A 17068-nucleotide genomic window follows, 5' to 3' on the forward strand; every position below is an offset into this window, starting at 1 on the left:
GTTGTCGGTGACGAAGGCCGCGGTCGGAATGAGGCCGTCGTTGATGATCGAGACCGTGCGGTCCTCGGCGACGTAGCCGATGGCATCGGGCTTTGCCGCCACGACCATGTCGCAGCCCATCATCAGGTCGGCCTGCGAGGGCGGCACGCGCGGTCCATTGATGCGCGCCTTCTCCGCCGCCACGCGCACGAACGACATGACCGAGCCGCCCTTCTGCGCGAGGCCCATCATGTCGAGCGTCATCGCCGACTTCTTTTCCATATGCGCGGCGGTGCCGAGGATCGCGCCGATGGAGGTCACTCCCGTGCCGCCGATGCCGCCGATCACGATGTTGAACGGCTCGCGCGAAACCGAGGGCACCTCCGGCTGCGGGATGTCGAACTTCGCAGCGGCCGCGCCGTTCTTCGACCGCGTCCGCGTGTTGCCGCCATTGACGGTCACGAAGCTGGGGCAGAAACCCTCGACGCAGGAGAAGTCCTTGTTGCAGGACGACTGGTTGATCTGGCGCTTGCGGCCGAACTCGGTCTCCAGCGGCTCGACCGACAGGCAGTTGCTCTGCACGCTGCAATCGCCGCAGCCTTCGCAGACCAGTTCGTTGATGACCACGCGCCGGGCCGGATCGACCGCTGTGCCGCGCTTGCGGCGGCGGCGCTTCTCGGTCGCGCAGGTCTGGTCGTAGATGATGGCCGTCGTGCCGGGGATCTCGCGGAACTCGCGCTGGATGCGGTCCAGCTCGTCGCGGTGGTGCACGGTGACGCCGGGGGCCAGCGCCACGCCCTCGTACTTGTCCGGCTCGTCGGTGACGATGACCAGCTTCTTCACGCCCTCCGAGATCACGCTGTTCATGATCTGGATGACGGTGTGGCCCTCGGGGCGCTCGCCGACCTGCTGGCCGCCGGTCATCGCGACGGCGTCGTTGTACAGGATCTTGTAGGTGATGTTGACGCCCGCGGCGATGCTCTGGCGGATGGCCAGGCTGCCGCTGTGGAAGTAGGTGCCGTCGCCCAGGTTGGAGAAGATGTGCTTCTCGTCCGTGAACGGTGCCTGGCCCACCCAGGGCACGCCCTCGCCGCCCATCTGCGTGAAGGTGGCCGTGCTGCGGCCCGGCATCCACGTGACCATGTAGTGGCAGCCGATGCCGCCGACGGCGCGCGAGCCCTCGGGCACGCGGGTGCTGGTGTTGTGCGGGCAGCCGGAACAGAACCACGGCGTGCGGTCGGCGCCGCCGGCGGTCTTCTCCTCGGCCTTGAGGGACGCCTCCTTGGCGTCGATGACCGCCAGGCGGGCATCCAGGCGCGCGACGATGTCGCTGTCCACGCCCAGCTTCTTCAGCCGCTTGGCGATGGCGCGAGCAATGATGGCCGGCGTCAGGTCGGCCTGCGGGCGCAGCAGCCAGTGGTCGCTGGGGTTGGGCACGCTCCACTCGCCGCCCTCGCCGTCGCCGGCATCGAACTTGCCGAGCACGTTGGGGCGCACGTCGGCACGCCAGTTGTAGAGCTCTTCCTTGACCTGGTACTCGATGATCTGGCGCTTCTCCTCGACGACCAGGATCTCCTGCAGGCCCTTGGCGAACTCGCGTGCCACCTGCGCCTCCAGCGGCCACACGACGTTGACCTTGTGCAGCCGGATACCGATGCGGCGGCAGGTGTCGTCGTCCAGGCCCAGGTCGTGCAGCGCCTGGCGCGTATCGTTGAAGGCCTTGCCGCTGGTGATGATGCCGAAGCGGTCGTTGGGGCCTTCCAGCACGTTGTAGTTCAGGCGGTTGGCGCGGATGTAGGCCAGCGCGGCATACCACTTGAAGTTCATCATCCGCGCTTCCTGCTCGAGCGGCGGATCGGGCCAGCGGATGTGCAGGCCGCCGTCGGGCACGACGAAGTCCTCGGGCAGGATGATGTTGACGCGGTCGGGGTCCACGCTGACGGAGGCGGACGACTCGACGATCTCCTGGATGGTCTTCATGCCGGCCCACAGGCCGGAGAAGCGGCTCATCGCGAAGGCATGCAGGCCCATGTCGAGGATGTCCTGCACGCTGCTCGGGAAGAAGGTCGGGAAGCCGACCGCCTTGAACACATGGTCGCTCTGGTGCGCCGCCGTGGAGCTCTTGGCGATGTGGTCGTCGCCGGCGATGGCGATGACGCCGCCATGCCTGGACGTGCCGGCCATGTTGGCATGCTTGAACACGTCGATGCAGCGGTCCACGCCCGGGCCCTTGCCGTACCAGAGGCCGAACACGCCGTCGAACTTGGCCTTCTCGGGGAACAGGTCCAGTTGCTGCGTGCCCCAGACGGCCGTCGCGCCCAGCTCCTCGTTGACGCCCGGCTGAAACACGATGTTCTGCTTGGCCAGGTGCTTCTTGGCCGCCCACAGCGCCTGGTCGTAGCCGCCCAGCGGCGAGCCGCGGTAGCCACTGATGAAGCCGGCGGTGTTCAGCCCCGCCAGCGCGTCGCGCGTGCGCTGCAGCATGGGCAGCCGCACCAGCGCCTGCACGCCGCTCATGAAGGCGCGGCCATGGTCCAGCGCGTATTTGTCGTCCAGCGTGACGGTCTGCAGGGCGCGCAGCACATGCTCGGGCAGCGGGGCGTTCATCGGATGGGTGCTCCTGGGAATGGTGGCCCGAGAGGACGACTCTTGTGAAGCCGGCACGCGGGCCATGGGCCAGTATGGCCGGACCGCGCAGTGTAGGGAAATGAGGGCGGGGAGTGCTTTCTCAATTGCGCCCGGAATGACAACCTGCAGCAATCATCTTGCTTAATTTTGAGAAATTCATTTCAATTTGCATCGCCATTTCGCCAATCAGGGCAAACCATGAGCTCCGAAGACCCCTCCTCCGACGCGCTGGACCGCCACCACATCGCCATCCTCGCCGCGCTGCAGGCCGACGCCCGCCTGTCCAACGCCGAGCTGGCACAGCGCATCGGCCTGTCGGCGGCGCCCACATGGCGGCGCGTCAAATGGCTGGAGGACCGGGGCTACATCACCGGCTACCGGGCCGAGATCGACCGCCGCAAGCTGGGCCTGGGCGTGCTGGCCTTCGTGCGCCTGGACGCCGAGCGCAGCGCCGGCGCCGCCACCAAGCCACTGGAGGACGCCATCCGCCGCCTGCCCGAGGTCATCGCCTGCCACTACATCTCGGGCACCGGCACCTTCGAGCTGCAGGTCATGGTGACCGACCTGGACGCCTTCTCGCGCTTCTCCATCGACACGCTGCTCAACCTGCCCAACGTCAAGGACATCCACACCAGCTTCTCGCTCGGCGAGGTCAAGGCCAGCGGCATGCTGCCGCTGGGCCACCTCGTCGGCTGACAAGGAGCCCCCCCATGCGCCTCGCCCTGGTCTCCGACATCCACGGCAACCTGCCCGCACTCGAGGCGGTCGTCGCCGACATCGCCTGCCGCGGCGTCGACCAGGTGCTGTGTCTGGGCGACAACCTGTCCGGCCCGCTGCTGCCGCGCGAGACGGCGCAATGCCTGATGGCCTCGGGCTGGCCCGTGCTGGCCGGCAACCACGAACGCCAGATCCTCGAATGGCAGCCCGGCACGGGCGGCGCTTCAGACGGCTACGCGCTGTCGCAGCTGGGCAGCGCCGAGCTGGACTGGCTGCGCAGGCTGCGGCCCATGTGGCAATGGGCGCCCGACATCTTCCTGTGCCACGGCACGCCGCGCAGCGATTGCGAGCATTTCCTCGAAACCCCGCGCGCCGGCGTTCTGGGCCTGGCCACGGCCGCCGAGATCGCCGAGCGCCGGTCCGGCCAGGCAAGCGCCTTGATCGCCTGCGGCCACAGCCATCTGCCGCGCTGCCTGCGCACGGCGGCCGGACAGCTCCTGCTCAACCCCGGCAGCGTGGGCCTGCAGGCCTATGTCGACGACGCGCCGGAGCGCTACGTCCTCGAGTGCGGCACGCCAGACGCGCACTACGCCATCGTCGAGCGCATCGCCGGCGACTGGCAGGCCAGCCTGCTTGCCGTGCCCTACGACCACCGCGCGATGGCCGCGCTGGCGCAGCGCAACGGCCGGCCCGACTGGGCACATGCCTTGCTGACCGGTTACGTGGGCTGACCCCACCACGGCGTGGCCCGCCCCCGGCTGGCATAGTCGGCCGCATGGCCCCCCTGCCCCTGCGCCACCTTCTGCTCGCCCTCGCCGTCGTGGCCATCTGGGGCAGCAACTTCGTCGTCATCAAGTACGCGCTGCACACGCTGCCGCCCATGACGCTGGCCGTGCTGCGCTTCGGCTTCGCGCTGGTGCCGGCCTGCTTCCTGCTGCGGCGGCCGGCCGTGGACTGGCGCAACCTGGCCGGCTACGGCGTGCTCATCGGCGTGGGCCAGTTCGGCCTGCTGTACCTGGCGATGCGCAGCCAGATCTCGCCTGGCCTGGCCTCGCTGGTCGTGCAGACCCAGGTCTTCTTCACGCTGCTGCTGGCTGTGCGCATCCGTCGGGAGAGGGTGCTGGGCGCGCAGTGGCTGGGCCTGGTGCTGGCGGCCGCCGGCGTGGCCGTCATCGCCGCGCACACCGACGGCGCGACCACCGCCCTGGGCGTGGCCATGGTGCTGGCCGCCGCCTTCGCCTGGGCCTGCGCCAACCTGCTGACGCAGCGTGCCGGCCGCATCGACATGCTGGCCTACGTCGTCTGGAGCAGCGCCTTCGCGGTGCCGCCGCTGCTCGTGCTGGCGCTGCTGATCGACGGGCCGCAGCAGATGGCCGCCGGCGTGGCCGCGGCCGACTTCGGCACCTGGGCCGCCGTGCTGTGGCAGTCGGTGGGCAACACGCTGTTCGGCTATGGCGTCTGGAGCTGGCTGCTGGCCCGCCACGCGGCCGGGCGCATCGTGCCCATGGCTCTGCTGGTGCCGGTGTTCGGCATGGGCTCGGCCAGCCTGCTGCTGGGCGAGCCGCTGCCAGCCTGGAAGCTTGTCGCCGCTGCGCTGGTGCTGGCTGGTCTGGCGATCAACCTGTTCGGACCCCGGCTTTTGCAGCTGCGGCCCGGGGCCGCCCGCCACTAAGCTGCAACGCATGAAGCGCCGCGCCCTCCTGCACACATTGCTCACGCTGCTGCCGCTGTCCGCCGCCGCGGCGCCACCGGCCGTGACCCTGGTTGTCGAGCTGCGCTGGGTGGACAGCAACGTCGCGGGCGCCGCCCTGGCCGGCGTGCGCGACGGCGCCGTCGTCGTCGGCACGGCCGGCGCGGTGTCGCCGCGCGGGCCCGCTGTGGTCACGTCCACCGCCACGGCCGCGCCCGCGGTGGTCCAGCGCCTGCTGGTGCTGAACGGCCAGCGCGCCAGCCTGAGGCTGGCGGCGCGCGAGCCGCTGCAATGGGTGGACGCCGTCGTCGAGCTCGACCCCTCGGCCGGCCCGGCCAGCGCGCCGCGCCGCCTCTACGCCAGCCCGCGCCAGGGGGAGCGCCGCACGGCGCAGTCCTTCACCGTCACGCCAAGCTGGCCCGGCGGCCGCGCGCCGGTGCGCGTGGCGTTCGACGTGGACACCGGCGACGAGGCCTTCCAGTCCACGCTGGACTTGCCGCTGCAGCGCTGGCAGCCCGTCGCGCGCAGCGGCGGCGGCGCGTCACCGGCTGCCCGCGGCACCGTCAGCAGCCGCGACGCGGCCGGCCAGCCGGAGCGCGAGCTGCAGCTGCGGGTCTCGCTTCAGCCCTGAGCGGTGTTCGCTGCGGCGAATGCGCCGTTGACCTGCGGATACGGCGTCGCGTCGTCGTACAGATCGGCACCGCCGCCCTGGGCCAGGAAGCCCGCCGCAGCCCGCTGCGCCCGGCCCCAGGCCGCCTCGGCGATGGCGCTGCCCGCGCTGAGGCGGCGCACGCCCAGTCGCTGCAGCTCGTCCGGGCCCGGCAACGCCGGCCGCGCCAGCAGGTTCAGCGGCAGCGGCTGGCCTGCCACCAGCGCCTGGATGTCGGCCACGGCCGTCGCGCCGGCCGCGAACAACCCGTCGGCGCCGGCCGCCGCGTAGGCGCGCGCCCGCCGCAGCACCTCGTCGGCCGAACGGCCCGGCGCGAGGTTCTTCAGGTAGACGTCGCAGCGCGCATTGACGAAGAGGTCGATGCCCGCGCGGGCCGTCGCGGCCCTGATCGCTTCGATCTTGCGGCACAGCAGGGCCGGCGCGCCCGCGCCGTCCTCCAGGTTGATGCCCACGGCGCCGGCCTCGGCCAGGCGCATGACGTTGTCGGCCACCGTGGCCGGGTCGTCGCTGTAGCCGGCCTCGCTGTCGACGCTCAGGGGTACACGGGCGACGCGGACGATGCGCCGGATCGCCGCCGCATGCTCGGCGATGGGCAGATGGTTGCCGTCGGCATGGCCCAGCGCCCAGGCGAGGCCGGCGCTGGTCGTCGCCAGCGCCGGCACGCCCAGCGCCTGCACCAGCACGGCGCTGCCGGCGTCCCAGACGTTGGCGACCTTCAGGAGCGCGGGGCCCTGGTGGAGCTGGCGAAAGTTCATGGTTTCTCGGAAGTTGGCAAGCGGGTCCGTGATGCTGCCCGTGGCCACTGCCAAACCCTGGCAGCAGCGGCAAGATGGCGACATCCGGGCAACAACTGTGAGCAGAGTGTCAATGTGCCAAGTCTTGCCCGTTCGCGGTGGCGGCTTGCGTGTAACGTCAATCCCTCGTGCACCCGACCGCCCCGCCGCCCATGAAACTCGCTTTGATCGCCCATGATGGCAAGAAGGACGCCATCATCGCCCTGGCCGCCGACTTCCTGCCGCTGCTGAGTCGCTGCCAGCTGATGGCCACCGGCACGACGGGCACCCGGCTGAGTGCGACCCATGGCCTGAGCATAGAACGCATGCTCAGCGGCCCGATGGGGGGTGACCTGCAGATCGGCGCGCGGCTGGCCGCAGGCGACCTGGATGGCGTCATCTTCCTGCGCGACCCCATGACCCCCCAGCCGCACGAACCCGACATCAACGCGCTGGTGCGCGCCTGCGACGTGCATGACGTGCCATGCGCCACCAACGTGGCCACGGCGCGGCTGCTCCTGACGCAGTGGAGCGCAGGGTGAACCTGGCACCGCGCCGGGAGCCCTGCGGCCGATGAACGCGCTGAAGGCACCCGTGCGCGGCCTGTCGCGGCGGCTGCGCATCCGCACCCGCCTGGGCCTGGCCTTCGGCCTGCTGCTGTTGCTGCTGCTGGCGCTGGCGGCCCTGTCGGCGCACCGGCTCGGCGCGCTGTCGGACGCGCTGAACCACGTCGTCGACGACCAGGCCGTCATCCGCGACTCGGTCAACGAGATCAGCCGCAACGCCGAGGCGGTCGCGCGCAAGCTGCTGGTGCTGATGAGTCCCGACGCCGAGCTGCGCCTGGCCGCCTCCCCCGAGATCTCCTCGGCCAACGACCGGCTCGACGACGCCATGCAGCGCCTGGCCCTGGTGCTGCCGCCTGGACCGCGCAGCGAGCGCCTGGCCGAGCTGCGCCAGCGCCTGGCCGACTACCGCACCAGCTACGCCGACGTGCGCCGGCACATCGAGCACGACGACTTCCACACCGCGCGTTCCCGGCTGGGCGCCGACGTCGAAGCGGCGCTGTCGCTCTTCGTCGGCGCCATCCACCAACTGGCGTCCAGCGAGGAGCGCGCCGGCACGGCCCAGGCCCGCGCGCTGCGCGACCGCATCGACGCCGACCGCACCGGGGTGCTGGGGCTGTGCATCGCCGCGCTGGCGGCCGGCGCCGGGCTGGCCGTGGGCGTCACGCGCTCCATCGTCAAGCCGCTCAAGCGCGCCGAGGACGGCGCCGAGCGCATCGCCCAGGGCCAGTACGGCCACCGCATCAAGGTGGACTCGGCCGACGAGCTGGGCCGCATGGCCGGCGCGATGAACACCATGGCCGCAGCCGTCGGCGAGCGCGAGGCCGAACTGCGTCGCCTGGCCGACGTGGACCTGCTGACCGGCCTGCCCCAGCGCGCCCGCTTCATCGCCGACGGCGACCGCCTGCTGGCCGGCCTGCCCCCGGACGAACGCCTGGCCGTGCTGATCTGCATTGACGTGGACCGGCTCAAGGCCGTCAACGGCGTGCTGGGCTTCGACGCCGGCGATGCGCTGCTGCGCGGCGCGGCGGCCAAGCTGCGCGTGCTGTTCGAGGGCGCCGCCGCCTATGGCCGCCTGGCCGGCGGCACCTTCGCGGCGCTGGCACCGGTGCTGCGCCTGGATCACGGCATCGCGCTCGCCACCCAGCTGCGAGAGGAGGTCGAGCACAAGCTCTCCTGGCAGGGCCAGTCGCTGGACCTGTCGGTGTCGCTGGGCCTGGCCCATTGGCCCGAGCATGCCGCCGACACCGAGGCCTTGTTGCGCCGCGCCGAGCAGGCGATGTTCGAGGCCAAGCGGCTGCGCCAGGCGGTGGCCGTCTTCAACCCCGGCGCCGAGGCCGCGCGCGCGCTGCACCTGAGCCTGCTGTCCGACCTGGCCACCGCCATCCAGCAGGACCAGCTGCGCCAGTTCCTGCAGCCCAAGCGCGACCTGCGCACCGGCCGCGTCACCGGCGCCGAGGCGCTGGTGCGTTGGCAGCACCCGCAGCGCGGCTGGCTGCCGCCGGCCGACTTCATCCCCTTCGCCGAGCGCAGCGGCCGCATCCGCCAGATCACAGACTGGATGCTGACCCGCGCCGTGCGCACATTGGCCGCCTGGGCGGCCGAGGGCCGCGAGCCGCTGTCCATCGCCGTCAACATCTCGACGCTGGACATCCAGGACCAGACCCTGCCCGCCCGCGTGGCCGCGCTGCTGGCCGAATACCGCGTCGAACCCAGCCAGCTGCAGCTGGAGGTCACCGAGACCGGCCTGATGGCCAGCGGCACCGACTCCATCGCCGTGCTGCACGCGCTCAAGAGCTGGGGCGTGAAGCTGGCCATCGACGACTTCGGCACCGGCCAGTCGTCGCTGGCCTATCTGCAGCATCTGCCGGTGGACGAGCTCAAGATCGACCGCAGCTTCGTGCAGGATGTCGACCGCGACCCGCGCCGCCAGGCCCTGCTGAAATCCATCGTCGGCGTGGGCCATGGCCTGGGCCTGACGGTGACGGTGGAGGGCGTGGAGAACGACGCCGAGCTGGCCTGCGTCACCGCCTGCGGCTGCGACCTGCTCCAGGGCTTTCTGCTGGCCCGGCCCATGGCGCTGCCGGAGTTCGAGCAATGGACGGCTCAGGCACGCTAAAATCCACGCCTTTCGTCGTTTTGCCCCTGCTGTGGGCTAAGTTTCACTGGAGCCAACATGGGCAACAAGATCGTCACCGAAGCGGACCGCCGCGCCACCCCCCGTCCCGACGCTCCCAAGGGCGTGACCTTCACGGCCGGCAAGGGCCAGCTGCGCAGCCTGGAGCGCGGTTCGCACACCCGTTCCAAGAAGAACCCGGGCAAGCGTCCGCACTCGGGCTGATCTTTCGGGCTGAACGCCTGAAGGTTCAACGCACACAGGCCCCGCGGGGCCTGTTTGTTTTTGTCGGCTAGAAACTGACCAGACCCCATGATCCGCATCAACGAACTCCGCCTGCCGCTCAATCACGCCGAGGACGCGCTGCGTCCCGCCGCGCTGGCGCGGCTCAAGCTGGCCGACGCCGAGCTGGCCAGCATCCACGTCTTCCGCCGCGGCTACGACGCGCGCAAGCGCTCGGACATCCAGCTCGTCTACACGCTGGACTGCACGCTGGCCGCTGGCGTCGACGAAGCCGCCGTGCTGGCGCGCTTCGCCGGCGACCACCAGATCCGTCCCACGCCCGACACCGGCTACCACTTCCTCGCGCAGGTGGGCGAGTACGCCGGCCCGCGCCCCGTCGTCGTCGGCTTCGGCCCCTGCGGCCTGTTCGCCGCGCTGATCCTGGCGCAGATGGGCCTGCGCCCCATCGTGCTGGAACGCGGCAAGGCCGTGCGCGAACGGACACAGGACACCTGGGGCCTGTGGCGCGAGCAGAGGCTGCACCCCGAGAGCAACGTGCAGTTCGGCGAAGGCGGCGCCGGCACCTTCTCCGACGGCAAGCTCTACAGCCAGATCTCCGACCCGCGCCACCTGACGCGCAAGGTTCTCCAGGAGTTCGTCAAGGCCGGTGCGCCGGAAGAGATCCTCTTTGTGAGCAAGCCCCACATCGGCACCTTCCGCCTGGTCAGCATGATCATCAAGATGCGGGCCGACATCGAGGCGCTGGGCGGCGAGATCCGCTTCCAGCAGAAGATGACCGACCTGGTCATCGAGGACGGTGCCGTGCGCGGCGTACAGCTCGAATCGGGCGAGCAGATCGGCACGACCCACGTCGTCATCGCGCTGGGCCACAGCGCCCGCGACACCTTCCAGATGCTGCACGCCCGCGGCGTGCAGATGGAGGCCAAACCCTTCTCCATCGGCTACCGGATCGAGCATCCGCAGAGCCTCATCGACGCGGCCCGCTTCGGCCCGAATGCCGGCAACGAGATCCTCGGCGCGGCCGACTACAAGCTGGTGCACCACGCGAAGAATGGCCGCTCGGTCTACAGCTTCTGCATGTGCCCCGGCGGCACGGTGGTCGCTGCAACCAGCGAGCCCGAGCGCGTCGTCACCAACGGCATGAGCCAGTACTCGCGCAACGAACGCAACGCCAACGCCGGCATCGTCGTGGGCCTGACGCCCGAGGACTACCGCCAGGATGGCAAGCGCGACGGCAGCCCCGTGAACCCGCTGGACGGCATGGCCTTCCAGCGCATCTGGGAAAGCCGCGCCTACGAACTGGGCGGCGGCGGCTACCTGGCGCCTGGCTCGCTGGTGGGCGACTTCATCAAGCGCCAGGTGAGCAAGCAGTTCGGCGACATCGAGCCCAGCTACAAGCCGGGCGTCACGCTGACCAATCTGCAGGCCAAGGGCAGCGGCTCGCTGCCGACCTACTGCCTGGAGGCCATCCGCGAGGCCCTGCCCGCCTTCGCCCGCCAGATCCGCGGCTTCGACCGCCCGGACGCGGTGCTGACCGGCGTGGAGACGCGCACGTCCTCGCCGCTGCGCATCAACCGCGGCCGGGACTACCAGAGCCTCAACGTGCGCGGGCTGTTCCCGGCCGGGGAAGGCGCGGGCTATGCCGGCGGCATCATGAGCGCAGGCGTGGACGGCATCGAGGTGGCCGAGGCGCTGGCAGCGGACCTGCTGGGCCTGTCGGAGGCGCCGGTGCTGCAGGGCAAGGGAGCGAAGGCGGGTGGGCAGGTCTGAATGGCCGCGCCCCGGCGCAGCTCATGCGTCCTCGGGCGAGTCTGACCCGCGCGGGTCTATCGCCGCACCCTGAGGATCCCGCCCTTCTTGTAGGCCGCCTGCTCGTGGAAAAGGTCGAACAGGAACTGCTCCAGTTCCTCGTCCGCCACGAACGCCGGGATGACGAACCCGGCCGGCGCCCGCTTGCCGTCGATGCCCACCGCCAGCACCGCCCACTGCTCGCCGCGGCGCTCGATGTCGAAGAGGCGTCCGAAGACGTTGAAGCGTTGGGCAGTCATGGGGGTGACGAGCGCTCAGTCTTCGGGGAAGCGTTCGCGCCACAGCGCGACAAGCCGTGGCTCCGCATCGATGCGTCGCATCACCTCAGCCATGCGCGGCGCGGCTGCGTAGAACCGCTCCCGCCACGGCCCGAAGCGCGAGATGACGGCGACGTAGAGGTCCAGCACCGTCAGCTCGTCGCCCAGCAGCCATCGCCCTGGCGTCAGCTGTGCATCCATCTGCGCCCAGCAGAACGCGATGCGTTCGTGCACGGCGTCCACCACCGCATCACGCGCGCTGTCGGGTGCCCCGATGCGCTTCACGTCCGGCTTGATCCAGTGCAGCGCATAGATCGCCGACGACACGTAGAGCATCCAGCGCAGGAAGGGGCGGCGCAGCGGGTCGTCGACCGCGGGCGCCAGGCGTGACTCGGGATGCAGGTCGGCCATGTAGATCAGGATGGCCGCGCTCTCGGTCATGACCTCGCCGTCGGGCAGCACCAGCGTCGGGATCTGGCGCATGGGATTGCTGGGCGCGACGCGCTCACGCGCGGCGGCCTCGGCCCAGGTGGCGCCCTCGACGAGGTGGTAGGGCAGGCCCAGCAGCGTCAGCGCGGCCTCGACGGCCACGGAGCCGGAAGCCCCGGCCCCATAGAGCGTGAGGGGGACGAGATCGGGGCTCATGTTCCGCTCGTCATCGCCTCACCCCTGTCGCGGGCGATCATCAACCGTCCACGGCTGCAACAGCTGACGCATGGCCAGGCGCAGCTCGCCATGCTCCGCCTCTGCATACCGGGGCGCCGATGCCCAGTCGTAGAACCATGCCGGCCGGCGTCGGGCTTCCTGAGCTTCAGAAAGGTAGCGCGGAAAGACGTGCGCATGCAGCTCGGGCTCGGAGTTGCCAAGGATTTCATAGTTCACGCGATAGCAATCCGTCGCCTGAAGCAGCGCGTCGCCAACGTGCGCCATGTCCTGCAGGTAGCGGGCACGTGCGTCTGCATCGAGGTCGTTGAGGCTGGGCACGACCGGATCTGCCAGCAGCAAGCAGTAGCCCGGCAGGAACTGCACGTCACCCATGACCGCCCAGCCGGACGACAGCCGCGCGATCACCCAAGGATTCGCACCGGCCCGCGCCAGCAGCACACGGTCTGCAATCAAAGGCATTGACGTCCCTTCGGCAATTCAACAAGAGTGCCGCCCCTTCCTGTCACCGTGCGGCATGGTGAGCCGGCCATCGAGCGCGGCCGTGGCTTTCACGGCGACCATGGTCACGCCGTCGGCATAACGGACCGCATCTTCGCAGGCACCGTCCGATGTCGCCACGCTTGAGCCAGGGCCGCGCGACACGCCTTGTCCACCGTGGGCACCGCACCTTCAGCAGGACAGCGGACCACAGCAGCACTCGCCTCATGGGACGTGGGTTTGCGCGCTCCCATCAGCGGGCACGGTGCGCAGATAGGCCATCAGGTCCGCCAACTTGCGCTCGTTCAGGCCCACGCCCCAAAAGCGCATCTTGGTGCCGGGCACCACGCCGCTGGGGTCGCGGATGAAGGCGGCCAGGCGCTCCTCGGTCCAGACGATGTCGGCGGCCTTCAGCGCGCTGGAGTAGGCGTAGCCGGGCATGCGGCCGGCGCGGCGGCCGACGATGCCGTTGAGCGGTGGGCCGAAGGCGTTGCGTGCGACGGGGCCGATCTGGTGGCAGTGGATGCAGGCCGCGTAGACGCTGCGGCCCGCCGCGGCGTTGCCGCCCCCCGGCTGGCCCTGCACGCCGCCTGCAAGGCCGGCCAGCACCAACGGCAGCAGCGCCCGCGGCCTCATGCGTCGGCGTCCCCCGGCGCCAGCATCGCAATCAGCTCCTTGGCGAACGCCAGCGCGTCCTCCGGCAGCTCGAAGTGCATCTCGTTGTTCAGCTCGACGACCTCGCCGTCCGGACCCTTGTGCACGACCGACCAGCCGCCCGCACCGCCGTCGACGGCGAGCACGCCGAACTGGCCCGGCGCCAGCTCGCGCGCGCTGCCGCCGGTGACGACGATGTCGCGGCCGAGGTGAGAGTGGTAGCGTTTCATCCGGTCCATTTTCAAGGAGAGAGCAATGAAGGCAGTCTGGAACGGCGTGACCCTGGCCGAAAGCGACGACACGGTGCTCGTCGAGGGCAACCATTACTTCCCCGCCGAGTCGCTGAACACCCAGTACACGACCTTCAGCAACCACGTCAGCCGCTGCGCGTGGAAGGGTGAGGCCAAGTACCTGAGCCTGCTGGTCAACGGCGAGCTGAACACCGACGCCGTCTGGTACTACCCCGACCCGCTGCCGGCGGCCGAGAACATAAAGGGCCGCTACGCGTTCTGGAAGGGCGTCAAGGTTTCGGACTGAGTCCTTCGGGCCACAGCACCCACAGCCGCAGCGGCTGCTTGGTGCGGCTGGCCCGTAGCGCCGCGTCGTCGCCCCAGCCCCAGAACAGGTCGGCGCGCACGGCGCCCTGGATGGCGCTGCCGGTGTCCTGCGCGAGCACGAGGCGGCGCAGCGGCGTGGTGGACCAGGGCTCGGTGCTGTCCAGCCACAGCGGCGAGCCCAGCGCGATGTAGGCACGGTCTATGGCGACCGAGCGCCCCGGCGTCAGCGGCACGCCCTGCGCACCGCGCGGGCCCTGGGCCGTATCGGCCAGCGCCTCCTCGCGGAAGTAGACGACGCGCGGATTCACGGCCAGCGCCTCGCGCACCTTGGCCGGGTTGCGGCGCGCCCAGTCGCTCAGGGTGCGCGGTGTCGCGTCGGCCACCTCGCCACGGTCCAGCAGCCAGCGCGCGACGGACTGGAAGGGCTGGTCGTTGTGGCCCGCGTAGGCGACGCGGCTGACGCGCTCGGCGCCGCCTGCATCGCGCGTGACGAGGCGGCCCGAACCCTGGATCTGCAGCTGCAGCAGCGCGAAAGGGTCGTCCACATAGGCCAGCTCCAGCGCGGTGAAGCGCGGGTTGGTGTCGATGTCGCGGCGCGGCGTGCGGCGCAGCGCGGGGTCGGCGGGCAGCGTGTGCAGCGGCCACTGGAAAGCACCCTGGCGCAGGCGGCTGGCAGCGAGCTGCGGCTCGAAGTAGCCGGTCAGCAGGCCGCTGGCCTCGCCGCCATCCATCTGCAGTCGCCAGGGACGCAGGTGCTTCATCAGCAGCAGGCTGGCCTCCAGCGCGTCGGCGGGCGCCTGCAGCGCGGCGCGGGCGCAGAACTCGGCCCAGCCCGGCGCCGGACGTTGGCAGCCGGCGAGCAGAGCCGGCCAGGCGGCGAGCAGGTCGTCGTCGCCCCAGCCAGGCAGGTCCTTCCAGTCGGCGGCGACCCACCGCGGCGCGGCGGCCCGCGGCGGTGCCGGCGCGGCCGCCGGCGCATCCCGCGGCGCGGGCGGCTGACGCGGCGGCGACGAGCAGGCGGCCAGGCTTCCTAGAATCGCGGCCAACACCCCACGCGCCCACCATCCCATGCTGCTACTCGCCCTCGAAGCCTTCGGCGCGCTGCTGATCTTCGTCTTCATCATCTGGTGGACCATGTTCGCCGGCCGCAAGAAGGGCGAGCGCCGCGACGATCACTGATCTTCACGCGGGCCGAGCTCCGGGCCGCTCCCTGGCCGGCCCGCGCAGGCGATGGGCCTGCGGCTCGATGCCGCAAGCATCGCCGTTCCCCCGGGGGACCGGCCAACGGACTCCTTGGACGTGGGGCCTCATTTCGGCGGGACCAGGAAGCTCAACGGTTCGCGCCGCAGCCTCCCGCGGATGGCCGCGTAGACGCGCATGCGGTCGGCCAGGCGGATGCCGCGCGAGCGCATGGCCACCCTGAAGGCGCACAGGAAACTGACGCCGACGTTGAGCATGCCGATGCCGGCGATGCACAGCACACATGACCAGAAAGCCCAGGTGCCCATGACACCGGCGCCCAGAGCTCCCACCGCGGCGGCGAGCTGGCCGGTGGAGAGCGTCACGTGGCGCACCTCGACGGGCAGGCCGAAGAAGCCGCCGAGCGCCGGCACCAGGCCGAGCATCAGCCCCAGGCTGATGTTGGCCGTCAGGCCCGAGATGTTGGCCCGCAGCCAGCGCGACCAGGCCTTGGCGCGGGTGTGGCCCAGGGCGGCGACGATGCGGGGGTTCCAGGCGATGGCGCTGTCCAGGCGGTGGAAGACGAACCAGTTCTCCACCCAGCCGGCGATGAGGCTGGAGGCGAACAGCAGCGTGCCGGTGAAGGCGGCGAACAGCAGCGAAGGGCCGAACAGGCTCAGCGAATGCAGCACGTACTGCGCGTCCTGCACGCCCACCAGCGGCGCGCCGAAGGCCGCCCAGCACAGCCCCTGCACGGCCAGCACCAGCGGCGCGACGACGCTGAGGTTGCCGATGATGCCGGCCACCTGCGAGCGCACCAGGTGACTGACCTCGTCGACGAAGCCCTCCAGCACCTCGTCGCGCTCGATGTGCAGCAGCTTGTCGGCCATGGCCGGGGCCGTCATCGCCGGCTGCTTGGTCGCCACCGTCCAGTGCAGCAGGTGAATGAGGACAAAGCAGGCGGCGTAGTTCACGCCGGCCCAGAAGCCGCCCCAGAAGGCCGTGAAGCCCAGCAGCCCGATGCCGAACTTCAGGAAGGTGGTGCCCGCCAGCACGGCGCCGCCGCCTGCCGCGCGCCCGAGCATGTCACGGTACTCGTCGCGGCTGCGGGTGATGTAGTGCTCGCCGGTCTCGGCGCTGCGCTCGGCCACCTTGCGCGCCAGCAGCGAGTAGTGGCGCGCGAACAGCGTGCGCAGGCTGCGCCGCTCGTGCACCACGCGCACCAGGCCGGCCACCAGGCGCAGCAGCTCGCGCTGCGGTTCGTGGGACAGCAGGCAGGCCAGCAGCGCCTCGATGCGGTCCAGCCGCGCGGTGAGCTGCTCGACCGAGAACATCAGGTCCACCGACACGCCATGGACTTCGAGGTGCTCGGGCACCGTCAGCGCGGCGGCGCGGCAGCGGTCCAGCAGCGCGTGCAGGTACTGCGTGGCCTGCGCGAGCGCCGTCGCATCGTGGCCTGACAACACGCGCTCCACCGCCTCCCAGGCCGTGGGCAGCTGGTGGAATGGCTTGTCCTGCACCAGTGCCTCGTCCATGCGCACGCGCAGCGGCCCGGACAGGCCGGCCGCGTGCACGCTGCTGACGAGGACCGTGATGGCCGCACGCGCCTCGACGCGCCAGCCGTCGTCGGGCGTCGCGGCGAACAGCAGGCTCAGCCGGGCCAGCAGCTCGTCGTCGATGGCGGCGATCCAGTCCTCGTCGTCCTCGCTGCCGAAGAGCAGCTCGAACAGCGCCGCGAGGTCTCGCGTATCGGTCGTGGCGGGCAGCAGGCGGCGGCGCAGGCGGCCCAGGAACTCGTGCCACAGCGCCATGCGCGGCGCGAAGCCCACCTCGGCGAACAGCGAGACCGCGTCGACGTCGTTCCAGACCCCTCCGATGACGTTGGCAAACGCCCAGGCATGCTCTGGGTGGCGCTCCAGCACGTTGAGCAGGTGCTTGAGGCGCACCAGCGGCAGCGGCGTGCCGGAGGCGTCCTCGCGCGGCGCATGCCGCAGCCATTCCAGCAGGCGCACCAGCCAGAGATTGCGCTCGGCAAGCTCCGCCTGCGGGTCGGCCGCGTTCAGGAGGGCGGTGAGGTCCCAGGTCAAAGG

General features: G+C 70.8%; 18 protein-coding genes. 9 read left to right on the plus strand and 9 right to left on the minus strand.

Annotated elements, in window-relative coordinates:
* The coding region (locus JOY88_RS14460) for an indolepyruvate ferredoxin oxidoreductase family protein (RefSeq protein ID WP_293503332.1) at positions 1-2586 on the minus strand (2586 nt) is incomplete at its 3' end.
* Between the two features lie 219 nt (positions 2587-2805).
* On the opposite strand from JOY88_RS14460, the gene JOY88_RS14465 reads away from it, so the two are divergent.
* The 4 genes from JOY88_RS14465 to JOY88_RS14480 are packed head-to-tail and all read left to right on the plus strand — an operon-like array spanning position 2806 to position 5645.
* Positions 2806-3303 (plus strand): Lrp/AsnC family transcriptional regulator, encoded by a 498-nt coding sequence (locus JOY88_RS14465; protein ID WP_293503333.1) that lies wholly within the window; start codon positions 2806-2808, stop codon positions 3301-3303.
* A gap of 14 nt (positions 3304-3317) precedes the next feature.
* Positions 3318-4055 carry a metallophosphoesterase family protein gene (locus tag JOY88_RS14470; RefSeq protein ID WP_293503334.1) on the plus strand — a complete coding sequence of 246 codons (738 nt, stop codon included), beginning with the start codon at positions 3318-3320 and terminating at the stop codon, positions 4053-4055.
* Positions 4056-4108: 53 nt separating this feature from the next.
* On the plus strand, positions 4109-4996 hold the full coding sequence (locus JOY88_RS14475; protein ID WP_293503403.1) for an EamA family transporter: 888 nt from the start codon (positions 4109-4111) through the stop codon (positions 4994-4996).
* A 10-nt stretch (positions 4997-5006) separates the two neighbouring features.
* Positions 5007-5645: a hypothetical protein gene (locus JOY88_RS14480; protein ID WP_293503335.1), complete on the plus strand. Its 639-nt coding sequence runs from the start codon at positions 5007-5009 to the stop codon at positions 5643-5645.
* Here JOY88_RS14480 and JOY88_RS14485 read toward each other — a convergent pair.
* Entirely contained in the window at positions 5636-6439 is an 804-nt protein-coding gene (locus tag JOY88_RS14485; RefSeq protein ID WP_293503336.1) for an isocitrate lyase/PEP mutase family protein, read from the minus strand. The two genes, JOY88_RS14480 and JOY88_RS14485, sit on opposite strands and share 10 nt — an antisense overlap.
* Before the next feature lie 191 nt (positions 6440-6630).
* On the opposite strand from JOY88_RS14485, the gene JOY88_RS14490 reads away from it, so the two are divergent.
* The 4 genes from JOY88_RS14490 (at position 6631) to JOY88_RS14505 (ending at position 11149) form a co-directional block, all read left to right on the plus strand.
* Entirely contained in the window at positions 6631-6999 is a 369-nt protein-coding gene (locus JOY88_RS14490; RefSeq protein ID WP_293503337.1) for a methylglyoxal synthase, read from the plus strand.
* A gap of 31 nt (positions 7000-7030) precedes the next feature.
* Entirely contained in the window at positions 7031-9139 is a 2109-nt protein-coding gene (locus JOY88_RS14495; protein WP_293503338.1) for a putative bifunctional diguanylate cyclase/phosphodiesterase, read from the plus strand.
* Positions 9140-9196: 57 nt separating this feature from the next.
* Positions 9197-9361, plus strand: a complete 165-nt coding sequence (locus JOY88_RS14500) for a hypothetical protein (RefSeq protein WP_293503339.1) — start codon at positions 9197-9199, stop codon at positions 9359-9361.
* 87 nt (positions 9362-9448) lie between these two features.
* A complete protein-coding gene (locus JOY88_RS14505) occupies positions 9449-11149 on the plus strand; it encodes an NAD(P)/FAD-dependent oxidoreductase (protein WP_293503340.1) in 1701 nt (566 codons plus the stop codon).
* A gap of 56 nt (positions 11150-11205) precedes the next feature.
* Here the strand turns inward: JOY88_RS14505 and JOY88_RS14510 are convergent, their stop codons facing one another.
* The 5 genes from JOY88_RS14510 to JOY88_RS14530 form a co-directional block, all read right to left on the minus strand.
* Positions 11206-11427, minus strand: a complete 222-nt coding sequence (locus JOY88_RS14510) for a DUF7661 family protein (RefSeq protein WP_293503341.1) — start codon at positions 11425-11427, stop codon at positions 11206-11208.
* Between the two features lie 15 nt (positions 11428-11442).
* Positions 11443-12090: a glutathione S-transferase family protein gene (locus JOY88_RS14515; RefSeq protein ID WP_293503342.1), complete on the minus strand. Its 648-nt coding sequence runs from the start codon at positions 12088-12090 to the stop codon at positions 11443-11445.
* Positions 12091-12108: 18 nt separating this feature from the next.
* Complete coding sequence (locus tag JOY88_RS14520) at positions 12109-12570, minus strand: HIT family protein (protein WP_293503343.1); 462 nt, start codon at positions 12568-12570, stop codon at positions 12109-12111.
* Positions 12571-12813: 243 nt separating this feature from the next.
* Entirely contained in the window at positions 12814-13224 is a 411-nt protein-coding gene (locus JOY88_RS14525; RefSeq protein WP_293503344.1) for a c-type cytochrome, read from the minus strand.
* The gene (locus JOY88_RS14530) at positions 13221-13472 is read right to left on the minus strand and encodes a hypothetical protein (protein ID WP_293503345.1); all 252 of its coding nucleotides are present in this window, start codon (positions 13470-13472) and stop codon (positions 13221-13223) included. Before JOY88_RS14530 ends, JOY88_RS14525 begins: the two co-directional genes overlap by 4 nt.
* 25 nt (positions 13473-13497) lie before the next feature.
* On the opposite strand from JOY88_RS14530, the gene JOY88_RS14535 reads away from it, so the two are divergent.
* Positions 13498-13779: a DUF427 domain-containing protein gene (locus tag JOY88_RS14535; RefSeq protein ID WP_293503346.1), complete on the plus strand. Its 282-nt coding sequence runs from the start codon at positions 13498-13500 to the stop codon at positions 13777-13779.
* Here JOY88_RS14535 and mltA read toward each other — a convergent pair.
* Together mltA and tlpB are read right to left on the minus strand one after the other, a co-directional pair.
* A complete protein-coding gene (gene mltA / locus JOY88_RS14540) occupies positions 13763-14848 on the minus strand; it encodes a murein transglycosylase A (RefSeq protein WP_293503347.1) in 1086 nt (361 codons plus the stop codon). The two genes, JOY88_RS14535 and mltA, sit on opposite strands and share 17 nt — an antisense overlap.
* 258 nt (positions 14849-15106) lie before the next feature.
* Complete coding sequence (gene tlpB, locus JOY88_RS14545; RefSeq protein WP_293503348.1) at positions 15107-17065, minus strand: transporter-like protein TlpB; 1959 nt, start codon at positions 17063-17065, stop codon at positions 15107-15109.
* Positions 17066-17068: the final 3 nt, after the last annotated feature.

It is taken from the genome of Roseateles sp. (genome assembly GCF_019237615.1).
Taxonomy (GTDB): Bacteria; Pseudomonadota; Gammaproteobacteria; order Burkholderiales; family Burkholderiaceae_C; genus Pelomonas.